Annotated in this window: 8 protein-coding genes; 5 read left to right on the forward strand and 3 right to left on the reverse strand. The window is 75.1% G+C overall.

Annotated features, from left to right (window positions below):
- Window positions 1-25 precede the first annotated feature (25 nt).
- Genes AC3ERT_RS21040 through AC3ERT_RS21050 form a run of 3 tightly spaced genes read left to right on the forward strand, consistent with a single transcriptional unit; the run spans window position 26 to window position 2,888 of the window.
- Window positions 26-952, forward strand: coding sequence for a hypothetical protein (locus AC3ERT_RS21040; protein WP_435176003.1), 927 nt, complete (start codon window positions 26-28; stop codon window positions 950-952).
- A gap of 49 nt (window positions 953-1,001) precedes the next feature.
- Window positions 1,002-2,252 carry an adenylosuccinate synthetase gene (locus AC3ERT_RS21045; RefSeq protein ID WP_435176006.1) on the forward strand — a complete coding sequence of 417 codons (1,251 nt, stop codon included), beginning with the start codon at window positions 1,002-1,004 and terminating at the stop codon, window positions 2,250-2,252.
- Between the two features lie 9 nt (window positions 2,253-2,261).
- Entirely contained in the window at window positions 2,262-2,888 is a 627-nt protein-coding gene (locus AC3ERT_RS21050; protein ID WP_435176008.1) for an NUDIX domain-containing protein, read from the forward strand.
- Here AC3ERT_RS21050 and AC3ERT_RS21055 read toward each other — a convergent pair.
- Entirely contained in the window at window positions 2,882-5,203 is a 2,322-nt protein-coding gene (locus tag AC3ERT_RS21055) for a glycoside hydrolase family 31 protein (protein WP_435176022.1), read from the reverse strand. The two genes, AC3ERT_RS21050 and AC3ERT_RS21055, sit on opposite strands and share 7 nt — an antisense overlap.
- 409 nt (window positions 5,204-5,612) lie before the next feature.
- On the opposite strand from AC3ERT_RS21055, the gene AC3ERT_RS21060 reads away from it, so the two are divergent.
- Together AC3ERT_RS21060 and AC3ERT_RS21065 are read left to right on the forward strand one after the other, a co-directional pair.
- Window positions 5,613-7,637: an acetoacetate--CoA ligase gene (locus AC3ERT_RS21060; protein WP_435176011.1), complete on the forward strand. Its 2,025-nt coding sequence runs from the start codon at window positions 5,613-5,615 to the stop codon at window positions 7,635-7,637.
- A 130-nt stretch (window positions 7,638-7,767) separates the two neighbouring features.
- Window positions 7,768-8,766 carry a hypothetical protein gene (locus AC3ERT_RS21065; protein ID WP_435176014.1) on the forward strand — a complete coding sequence of 333 codons (999 nt, stop codon included), beginning with the start codon at window positions 7,768-7,770 and terminating at the stop codon, window positions 8,764-8,766.
- Window positions 8,767-8,885: 119 nt separating this feature from the next.
- On the opposite strand, the gene ptsP is transcribed toward AC3ERT_RS21065, so the two are convergent.
- Together ptsP and AC3ERT_RS21075 are read right to left on the reverse strand one after the other, a co-directional pair.
- Complete coding sequence (gene ptsP / locus AC3ERT_RS21070; RefSeq protein ID WP_335979876.1) at window positions 8,886-10,556, reverse strand: phosphoenolpyruvate--protein phosphotransferase; 1,671 nt, start codon at window positions 10,554-10,556, stop codon at window positions 8,886-8,888.
- Window positions 10,557-10,560: 4 nt separating this feature from the next.
- A complete protein-coding gene (locus AC3ERT_RS21075) occupies window positions 10,561-11,010 on the reverse strand; it encodes a PTS sugar transporter subunit IIA (RefSeq protein WP_435176016.1) in 450 nt (149 codons plus the stop codon).
- Window positions 11,011-11,246: the final 236 nt, after the last annotated feature.

Here is an 11,246-nt window from a genome sequence, read left to right on the forward strand (position 1 = left end):
CCTTCACACCACCAGGGGGAACACCATGGGCAGCGGAAGCTGGTCCACCAACGTCTACGACGCCGCCGAGCGCTACCGTTCGGCCTCCGGCGCGAGCGCCTTCGCCTACAGCGACCGCATCAAGCACAGCTCCCCGCGGTCGAGTTGGACCGCGCACCCCTCGCTCGACCCGCACGGCCTCACCACCCGCGAGAGCCGCGACTCCGCCGAGCACCCCACCTCGCTCGCCATCTCCGTCCTCTTCGACGTCACCGGCTCCATGGGCGCGGTCCCGCGGGTCCTCCAGACCAAGCTCCCCGAACTCTTCGGGCTGCTGCTGCGCAAGGGCTACACCGAGCACCCGCAGATCCTCTTCGGCGGCGTCGGCGACGCCACCTGCGACCAGGTCCCGCTCCAGCTCGGCCAGTTCGAGTCCGACAACCGCATGGACGAGCAGCTCGGCAACATCCTCCTCGAAGGCGGGGGCGGCGGCCAGATGACCGAGTCCTACGAACTCGCCCTGTACGCCATGGCCCGGCACACCTCGCTGGACTGCCACGAGAAGCGGGGCCGCCGCGGCTACCTCTTCCTCATCGGCGACGAGATGCCCTACGGCAAGGTGAAGGCCCGCGAGATCCGTGCGGTGCTCGGCGACCGCGTCCAGCGGGACATCCCGCTGCCGGAGATCCTCGCCGAACTGCGCCGCAAGTTCCACGTGTTCTACATCCTGCCGACCGGCGCCGCCCACGCGGGCAACACCGAGGTCCTCACCCTCTGGCGCCGCCTGCTGGGCCAGAACGTGATCGAGCTGGACGACCTCGACGCCGTCTGCGAGACCATCGCGCTGACCGTCGGCCTCGGCGAGGAGGCCATCGACCTCGCCGAGGGCCTGGCGGACCTCGCCGACGTCGGCTCCGCCGCCGGCCCGTCGGTGGCGCGGGCCCTGGGCAGCCTGAGCAGTCCGGGCCGCTGAGCCCGCCGGGGCCCGGCTGGAATCCCTACACACGGACGAGGAGCCCGAAGTGCACACCACCGTCGTCGACCTCGGCTACGGAGACGCCGGCAAGGGCGCGGTGGTCGCGCGCCTGTGCCAGGACCGGGCCGTCACCGCCGTCGTCCGGTTCAACGGCGGCCCGCAGGCCGCCCACAACGTGGTGACCGCCGACGGCCGCCACCACACCTTCGCCCAGTTCGGCGCCGGCACCTTCCACGGCACCCCGACCCACCTGTCCCGCTTCATGTTCGTCGACCCGCTCGCTCTGGCCGCGGAGGCCGACCACCTCCGCGCGCTGGGCGTGCCGGCGCCGTACGGCCTGCTCACCGTCGACCGCGACGCGCGGCTGGTCACGCCGTACCACGCGGCCGCCAACCGGCTGCGCGAGCAGGCCCGCGGCGCGGACCGGCACGGCTCGTGCGGCATGGGCGTGGGGGAGACCGCCGCCTACGCCCTGGCCCACCCGGCCGACGCGCCCACCGCGGGCGACTGCGCCGCGCGGCCACGGCTGCTGCGCAAACTGCGGCTGCTGCGCGACCGCCTCAGCGACGAACTCGGGCCGCTTGCCGTGCCGCCGGTCGAGGACTGCGCGGCCGCGTTCGGCGCGTTCGCCGGCGCCGTCGCCCTCACCGACCACGCGCACCTCGCCGCCCTGGCCCGCGGCGGCCCCCTGGTCCTCGAGGGCGCCCAGGGCGTGCTGCTCGACGAGTGGCACGGCTTCCACCCGTACACCACCTGGTCGACCACCACCTTCGCCAACGCCGACACGCTGCTCGCCGAGGCCGGCGCGCCCGAACCGGCCCGCCGGCTGGGCGTGGTGCGCACCTACACCGTCCGGCACGGGCCCGGCCCACACGTCACCGAGGAGCCGGAGCTGGCCGCGGCGCTGCCCGAACCGCACAACGGGCACGGCCGCTGGCAAGGCGCCTTCCGCGTCGGGCACTTCGACGCGGTCGCGCACGCGTACGCCGTCGAGGTGTGCGGGGGAGTGGACGCGCTGGCCCTCACCCACCTCGACGCGCCCCCGCGCTGCCCCTCGCTGCGGATCTGCCACGGCTACGCGATCGAGGGGCAGTTGGTCGAACGCCTCCCCGTCGGGGCGCCCGGCGACCTCGACCGGCAGGCCGCCCTCACCCGCCTCCTGCTGGGCGCGCACCCCGCGGTGTGGTCCACTCCGGAGCACTGGCCGACGGCGGTGGAAGCCCTGCTGGGCGCCCCGGTGGTCCTCGAGTCCCACGGCCCGGCCCGGCAGGTGCTGACCGAGGCCACGGTCGGATAGGGTCCGCGCGTGCCTTCCGACCCAGCAGCCCGCGAAGTCCCCGAAGTCCCCGAAGCCCGCGGTGCCGCCGAAGCCGCCGACGTCCCCGCAGAGCCCGCCGCGGCGGCCGCGTCCGCGGGGGCCGGCGCCCCGCGCCGCCGCGACGCGCACTGCTCCACCTGCGGCGCCCCCTACCCCGGCACCGCCGCCTGGCCGCGCACCTGCACCGCCTGCGGCCACACCGCCTACCGCAATCCGCTGCCCGTCGCGGTCTGCCTCCTGCCGGTCCAGGACGCCGACGGCACCGGCCTCGTCGTCATCCGCCGCACCATCCGGCCCGCGCTCGGCACCCTCGCGCTGCCCGGCGGCTTCGTCGAGGTCGGCGAGACCTGGCAGCAGGCCACCGCACGGGAGTTGGGGGAGGAGACCGGGATCACCGCCCGCGCGGACGACGTGCGGCTCGCCGACGCGCTGACCGACACCGACGGCGGCTACCTGCTGCTGTTCGGCCTGCTGCCGCCCCGCCCGCTCGCCGAACTGCCGCCCTCCGCCCCGACCGACGAGACCGAGGGATACGAACTGCTGCGCGCATCTGCCGAGTTGGGCTTCCCGCTGCACACCCTCGCCGCCCGCCGCTGGTTCGGCGGCAACTACTGAGGCACCCCGCGCACCCGCACGGCGTAACCGACCTCGCCGCCGCCCTCCCGCTCCACCACGACCCGCTCCTGCGCCCAGCGCGACACGAACCGCTCCCGGCGCGGCGCCGCCCACCCCTCCGGGTCGCCGACAGCCACCTCACCGCCCCCGCCCCGGCCCGGCCGCGGCGCCCACGCCTCCAGCTCCACCGCCCCGCCCTCCCCGGCCACCGGCAGCACCGCACCGGCCCTGGCCAGCACCGGAACCCGGCCCAGCGGCGCCGCCAGCCGCACCGTCGAACGCCCCCGGTACGCCGCCCCCGTGGCCGTGTCGTGCCACAGCCCGCGCGGCAGCCGCACCAGCCGGCTCGTCGCCCCCTCCACCAGCACCGGCGCCACCAGCAGCGCGTCACCCAGCAGGAACGCGTCGTCGCACTCCCGCAGCGCCCGGTCGCCCGGCGACTTCCACCACAGCGGCCGCACATACGGCGCGCCCGTACGGTGCGCGACCTGCGCCAGCGTCTCCAGGTACGGCAGCAGCCGCTCCCGCTCCCGCAGCGCCTCCCGCGCGTGCCCCAGCACCTCCGGGCCGAACCGCCACGGCTCCCGCGCCCCCGCCCCGAGCGCCGAACGCGTACGGAACAGCGGCAGATAAGCGGCGAGTTGGAACCACCGCAGATACAGCTCCGGCGACGGGGTGCCGTCGAAACCGCCCACGTCGGGCCCCGAGTACGGCACCCCGCACAGCCCCATCCCCAGCACCAGCGCCAGCGACGCCCGCAGCCCCTCCCAGCCCGTCGCCACCTCGCCCGACCAGGTCCCGCCGTACCGCTGCATCCCCGCCCACCCGGACCGCGAGACGAGGAACGGCCGCGCCTCGGGCCGCAGTTCGCGCAGACCCTCGTGACCGGCCCGGGCCATCGCCAGCCCGTAGACGTTGTGCGCCTCGCGGTGGTCGCCGCCCCGGCCCTCCAGCGCGTGCCGGGCCGACAGCGGCAGCGTCCGGTCGCCGAACGCCGTGAAGGACGCCGGCTCGTTCCTGTCGTGCCAGAAACCGGCGAAGCCCTGCGCCAGGCGCTCCGCGTACAGCCCGCCCCACCACGCCCGCGCCGCCGGATCGGTGAAGTCCGGGAAGACCGCCTCACCCGGCCGCACCACCCCCCGCACCTCCTGGCCCCGCGCGTCCCGCACGAACGCCCCCGCCGCCGACCCGCTGTCGTACGCCGCCAACCCCGGCTCCGCCTTCACCGCCGGGTCCACGACCGACACCAGCCGTATCCCCTGCCCGCCCAACTCCTTGGCCAGGCCCGGCAGATCGGGGAAGGAACGCGGATCGGCGGTGAAGACCCGATGCCCGTCGAAGTGGTCGACGTCCAAGTGCAGCGCCGACAGCGGCAACTCCCGCTCCCGGTAGCCCGCCGCGATCCGCAGCGCCTCCTCCTGGCTGCCGAAACCCCACCGCGCGTGGTGGTGGCCCAGCGCCCAGCGCGGCGGCACCGCGGGCCGCCCGGTCAGCGCCGTCCACCCCGCCAGCACCCGGGCCGGCGTCCCCGCGATCACCCAGTACCGCAGCGGCCCGCCGTCCATCCGCAGCCGGCTGATCCCCTGCTGGTCCGGGCCCGACCCGGCGCCCTCCCGCCCGTCCCACAACGCGACCTCGCCGTCCCAGGTGTTGTCGTGGAACGCCAGATGGCAGCTCGCGTCCGCGACCACCAACTGCACCGGCATCGTCACCGACAGCGGATCGTCCCCCGCCCCGAACGCGCCCCTCGGGCCGGTGTTCCACAGCCGGTACCGCCCCGTCCGCAGCACCGGACCCGCCGCCCGCCCGCCCAACCCGAACACCCGCGCGTCGGCCGGCAGCCGCGCCCGCTGCTCCCAGCGCGGCGCGTGGCCCGCCACCGGCCCCGCCGCCGGGTCCTGCCACGACGGCGGCCCCTCCGACCGCAGCAACAACCCGCCCGGCGTACGGAAGTCCACCGCCCCGCGGTCCGAGATCCGCACCGTGATCCGCTCGGACACCACCCGCCACCCCGCGCCGTCCGGCTCCAGCACCGCCCGCGGGTCGGCCGGCGGGCCGTCCCCGGCCAGCGCGTACGACGGCAGCGGCTCCGCACCGTCCCACCCGCAGAACACCGCACCGCCCGCCGCCACCCGCACCCGCAACCACGCCCGCGCGAACCGCACCACCCCGCCACCCGGCTCCGGCACCGCCCCCACCACCATCCCCGGCGTACGCGTCCGCTCCGGCCCCGGCACCGGCAGGTCCCGCGCGTCCAGCGCGCGCCGCCGCCGCGCCGCCCGTACCGCCAACCGCCCCCGCGCCGAGCCCAACATCCACGCCGCCCGCACCAGTTCGGCGCCATCCGACCGCCCCCGCCGCAACACCGCCCGCAGGTCCCGCACCCCTCCCACGACCTCCCCCCACACCGCACCCAGCAGATACCCAGCGTCCATGCCCCCACCCTCCCACCGGCCCGGAAGACCGCGCCGCTCGTTCAGCCGCTGTTCACCTCGACGATCATGCCCGGCCCCCGGAGGCGACCGCGCACCGCGTCCCGCCACCCCACCCGCCCCACCCGCCCCGCACCCTGCGCCGTCCGGTGCGACCCGCCCCACACCCGCAAGGCCACCCTGGCGTCCAAGACGATCACGTGGCATCGTCCTGCCCAGTCCCCAGGCGACGGACGCCCGTCCCGGGTACCGACCCACCGACGCAACGACGCGTACCGTCCGGGAGCCGCCCATGAGCACCACGCCCGAGCCCGCCGCCAGCACCCCGGAGCCGCTGTGGCGCCCGAGCCCCGAACGGATCGCCGGCGCCCGGCTGACCCGCTTCCACCACTGGGCCGCCCGGCAGCACAACGCCCCCGCGCCCACCGGCACCGACCCCGTCGCCGACTACGCCGCCCTGCACACCTGGTCGGTGCGCGCACCCGAGGAGTTCTGGCGCGCGCTCACCGAATGGTTCGACGTCCGCTTCTCCACCCCCGCCGACACCGTCCTCGCCGACCCCGCGATGCCCGGCGCCCGCTGGTTCCCCGGCGCGCGGCTCAACTACGCCGAACACGCCCTGCGCCCCGCCCAGGACCCCGAGCGCGCCGAACAGCCCGCCCTCATCCACCTCGACGAACGCCACGATCCGGCCACCGTCACCTGGGCCGGACTCAGCCGCCAGGTCGCCTCGCTCGCCGCCGAACTGCGCCGCCTCGGCGTCACCCCCGGCGACCGCGTCAGCGGCTACCTGCCCAACACCGCACACGCCGTCGTCGCCCTCCTGGCCACCGCCGCCGTCGGCGGCGTATGGACCTCCTGCGCCCCGGACTTCGGCGCCCGCAGCGTCCTGGACCGCTTCCGGCAGGTCGAGCCCGTGGTGCTCTTCGCGGTCGACGGCTACCGCTACGGCGGCAAGTCCCACGACCGCACCGCCACCGTCGCCGAACTGCGCGCCGAACTCCCCACCCTGCGCGCCACCGTCCACATCCCCCTCCTGGGCACCGCCACCCCCGAAGGCGCCCTGGAATGGGACGCGTTGACCGCCCAGGACGCCGAACCCGCCTACGAACAGGTCCCGTTCGACCACCCGCTGTGGGTGCTGTACTCATCCGGCACCACCGGCCTGCCCAAGGCCATCGTCCAGTCCCAGGGCGGCATCCTGCTCGAACACCTCAAGCAGACCGGCCTCCACCTCGACCTCGGCCCCGGCGACCGCTTCTTCTGGTACACCTCCACCGGCTGGATGATGTGGAACTTCCTCGTCTCCGGCCTGCTCGCGGGCGCCGCCATCGTGCTCTACGACGGCGCCCCCGGACACCCCGACACCGCCGCACAGTGGCGCGTCGCGGAACAGACCGGCACCACCGTCTTCGGCACCTCCGCCGCCTACGTCATCGCCTGCCGCAAGGCCGAGGTGCACCCCGGCCGCGACTTCGACCTCTCGGCGGTCGGCTGCGTGGCCACCACCGGCTCCCCCCTGCCCCCCGACGGCTTCCGCTGGCTGCACGACGAGGTCGCCGCCGACCTGTGGATCGCCTCGGTCAGCGGCGGCACCGACGTGTGCAGCTGCTTCGCCGGCGGCGTCCCCACTCTGCCCGTGTACGTCGGCGAACTCCAGGCCGCCTGCCTGGGCACCGACCTCCAGGCGTGGGACGCCCAAGGACGGCCGCTGACCGACGAGGTCGGCGAACTGGTCGTCGCCAACCCGATGCCCTCGATGCCCCTCCGCTTCTGGAACGACCCCGGCGACGCCCGCTACCGCGACAGCTACTTCGCCACCTACCCCGGCGTATGGCGGCACGGCGACTGGATCACCTTCACCTCCCGCGGCACCATCGTCATCCACGGCCGCTCCGACTCCACCCTCAACCGCCAGGGCGTCCGGATGGGCTCCTCCGACATCTACGAAGTCGTCGAACGCCTCCCCGAGATCGCCGAATCCCTCGTCATCGGCGTCGAACAGCCCGACGGGGGCTACTGGATGCCGCTGTTCGTCCGCCTCGCCCCCGGCGCCACCCTCGACGACGCCCTGCGCGACCGCATCCGCACCGCCCTGCGCACCCAGCTCTCCCCGCGCCACGTCCCCGACGAGGTGATCGCGGTCCCCGGCGTCCCGCACACCCTCACCGGCAAACGCATCGAGGTCCCCGTCAAACGCCTCCTCCAGGGCACCGCACTCGACAAGGCGCTCAACCCCGGCTCCGTCGACGACCTCGACGTGCTCCGGTTCTACGAGCGGCTCGCCGCGGAACGCACCGCGACCGACCCCGCGTAGCCGCCGCCGACTCCGGCACCCCGCCCGATTGTCAGTGGGTGCGACTACGGTGAGTGATCAGTGGTGGTCGAGGCGGCACAGCCCCGGCCACCACCGACCCTGCCGACACGCACCCGCACCGGGGGAAGACATGCCACCCACCGCCGACCACACCGGCCGACCCGACCAGCACCGCGCCCGCCCCGACACCCGCACCCGCACCGGCGACCCCACCCGACCCGACCAGACCCGCACCCCCACCCGGCCACCCCGCACCGGCCGCCGCGGCGCCCCATCCGGCCGCGGCCGGCAGCGCCGCGCCCTGCGCCGCGAAGCCCCCACCGTCGTCTCCCTGCTCCTCGACGAGCAGGACTTCACCGCCATGACCCGCCACCGAAGCTTCCCCTTCGACGACTACGGGCAGTATCTGCACCACCTCGACGGACTCCTCCGCGGCCTGCACGCCCAAGGCACCCACGTCGCCGTCACCCACTTCGACCCCGACGCCTACGACTCCTACTGCCACAGCACCCGCAGACCACCCGACACCCCCGACACCCGCACCCACTACGTCGCCGAGGCCACCACCACCGGACCCACCATCCCCTACGCCCGCCAGCCCGTCGACGACCTGCGCGCCGCACTCGCCCGCGAAGCCGACCGCCGCGCCGTCTGGCAGCGCGCCACCGACCTGCTCGCGACCGCCGGCCCCTGCCCCGACTGCGGCCGGCACTTCTCCCACTGCGCCTTCGACGACGCCTCCGACACCCTCATGAACCTCCTCGACGCCGTCGGCCCCGGCGACCAGCACATCGTGTGCAGCCTCCCCACCGACGAAGGCCCACCCCTGCCCGCCGCCCTGCTCACCCACACCGCACCAGGCGGCGAACCCCACTTCGCCGAGGCCGACGCCCTCGTCCTGTGCACCGTCATGGCCGCCGCCACCGTCACCGGCCGCACCGCAGGACTCGTCGTCCGCACCCTCACCCCCGACGGCGACACCGTCCGCGGCTGGGAGCTGCGTGACGGCACCCCCGAACCCCTCACCGAAGCCGCCGTCTTCAACGCCTACTGCACCGACCCCGTCACCGGCGACCCCATCCCACCCGAACCCGGCGTCCGCTACGCCCCCGGCATCCCCCTGCCCTGAGCAGAGCCGCACACGGGGACCGGCGGCAGGCCGGCAGACCCGACCACCTGCCGACCGCCGCCGACCGCCCCGCCCCACCCCACCCCTCCACTCCGCATCTTGCCCGACTACTCGCCCGACTACTCGCCCGACAACACCGCCTGCGCCGCCCGCCGGGCGTCCTCCGCGCTGTCCGTCGCCCGCGCCGCCACCGCCGCCCGCTCACACTGCGCCAACGTGCACCTCGCCAACGCCGCCCGCACATACGGAATCGACGCCGCCCCCATCGAAAGGCTGGTGACCCCCAACCCCGTCAGCACACACGCCAGCAGCGGATCGGCCGCCGCCTCACCGCAGACCCCGCAGCTCTTCCCCTCCGCCCGGGCCGCCTCCGCCGCCGAAGCCACCAGGTCCAGCAGCGCGGGCTGCCACGGGTCCTGCCACCGCGCCACCGCACCCACCTGCCGGTCCGCCGCGAAGGTGTACTGCGCCAGGTCGTTCGTCCCCAGCGAAAGGAACTCCACCTCCTTCAGCACCGACCGCGCCCGCAGCGCCGCCGACGGAATCTCCACCATCGCCCCGAACTTCGCCGCCAGCCCCGCCGCCCGGCAGGCGTCCGCGAACGCCTTCGCGTCCCGCCGGTCCGCGACCATCGGCGCCATGACCTCCAGGTGCACCGGCAGCCCCTCCGCCGCACGCGCCAGCGCCCGCAACTGCGTCGCCAGCACCTCCGGGTGCTCCAGCAGCGACCGCAGCCCCCGCACCCCCAGCGCCGGATTCGGCTCGTCCGCGGGCGTCAGGAACTCCAGCGGCTTGTCGGCACCGGCATCCAGCACCCGCACCACCACCCGCCCCTCCGGAAACGCCTCCAGCACCTGCCGGTACGCCGCCACCTGCGCCTCCTCCGACGGCGCCGCCACCGAGTCGTCCAGGAACAGGAACTCCGTACGGAACAGTCCCACCCCCTCCGCCCCCGCCGCCACGGCACCGGCCACGTCCCCCGGCCCACCGACGTTCGCCAGCAACGGCACCCGGTGCCCGTCCGACGTCGTCCCCGGTCCCGACGACGCCGCCAGCGCCGCCTTCCGCTCCGCCGCCTCCGCCGCCAGCGCCTCCCGCTGCTCCTCGCCCGGCTCCACGAACACCTCGCCGGTGCTCCCGTCCACCGCCACCACCACCCCCTCGGCCAACTCCACCGCACCGGGCAGCGCCACCACCGCCGGTACCCCCAGCGCCCGCGCCAGAATCGCGCTGTGGCTGGTCGGCCCGCCCTCCTCCGTCACGAACGCCAGCACCAGCGCCGGGTCCAGCAGCGCCGTGTCCGCCGGCGCCAGATCCCGCGCCACCAGCACATACGGCTCGTCGCTGTCCGGCACCCCCGGCATCGGCACCCCCAGCAGCCGCGCCACGATCCGGTTCCGCACGTCGTCCAGGTCCGCCACCCGCCCGGCCAGATACGCCCCCGCACCCGCCAGCAGCGCCCGGTACGCGGCGAACGCGTCGTACGCCGCCCGCTCCGCCGTGCTCCCCACCGCGACCCGCCGCTCGATGTCCGCCATCAGCTCCGGGTCCTGCGCCATCATCGCCTGCGCCTCCAGCACGGCCTGGGCCTCGCCACCGGCGAGCTGCCCGCGCGCGTTGAGGTCGGCGGCGACCGCCTCCACCGCCTGCCGGGCCCGACCCTGCTCACGGGCCGCGTCGCCCGCCCTGCCCTGCTTCGCCGGCGGCTCCAGCACCGCGGTGCCCATGTGCCGTACCTGACCGATGGCCACCCCGTGGCTGACCCCGACGCCCCGCAGCGTTGTCTGCATCGCCCTACTTCCAGTCGAAGAGAGTGTCGCCCGCGGCGACCTCGCCGTCACGGACAACGCCGCCCAGCGCCCTGCCGGTGGCCTGCAACGCGATCACCGGGCACACCGGCGACTTGCCGCCCGCCTCGATCGCGGCGGGGTTCCACCGCACGACGGGCTGGCCGCGGCCGACCGTGTCGCCCTTGGCGACCAGCACCTCAAAACCCTCGCCGTTCAGCTGCACCGTGTCGATACCCAGGTGCGTCAGTACCCCATGCCCCTCGTCGTCCACCACGACGAAAGCGTGCGGGTGCAGGGAGACGACGACGCCGTCCACCGGAGACACCGCCTCCGCGGGCTCGCGCACGGGGTCCACCGCTGTGCCCGGGCCGACCATCTCACCGGAGAACACGGGGTCTGGGACGGCGTCGAGCCCGATGACCCGGCCGGCCATCGGCGACGAAACAGTCGTCATGTGCAGCACTCCTCGGTGCGGAGGTCAGGGTGGACCATCACCCCCCGTCACCGGACGGCCGATGGCTACAGCAGCCTAAGTCATACCAAGTACGGATCTGGCGCCCCGTCACCCGGGGGACCGCCACCCCCGATTTGCTCCACCCGAGGCCGGTCCAGTAGGTTGGCGCAACCGCCTCGACGAGACCAGCGGAAACGCGTGTTCTCGAAAAGGGGTTGGTAATTCCGACCGGAAAG

Source organism: Actinacidiphila sp. bgisy145, from assembly GCF_057708125.1.

What these genes read in the sequence shown, in the direction of transcription:
- AC3ERT_RS21040 (WP_435176003.1), top strand. Translation starts at nt 26, where the DNA reads ATGGGCAGCGGAAGCTGGTCCACCAACGTCTACGACGCCGCCGAGCGC.
- AC3ERT_RS21055 (WP_435176022.1), bottom strand. Translation starts at nt 5,203, where the DNA reads ATGTTGGGCTCGGCGCGGGGGCGGTTGGCGGTACGGGCGGCGCGGCGG.
- AC3ERT_RS21060 (WP_435176011.1), top strand. Translation starts at nt 5,613, where the DNA reads ATGAGCACCACGCCCGAGCCCGCCGCCAGCACCCCGGAGCCGCTGTGG.
- AC3ERT_RS21065 (WP_435176014.1), top strand. Translation starts at nt 7,768, where the DNA reads ATGCCACCCACCGCCGACCACACCGGCCGACCCGACCAGCACCGCGCC.
- ptsP (WP_335979876.1), bottom strand. Translation starts at nt 10,556, where the DNA reads ATGCAGACAACGCTGCGGGGCGTCGGGGTCAGCCACGGGGTGGCCATC.
- AC3ERT_RS21075 (WP_435176016.1), bottom strand. Translation starts at nt 11,010, where the DNA reads ATGACGACTGTTTCGTCGCCGATGGCCGGCCGGGTCATCGGGCTCGAC.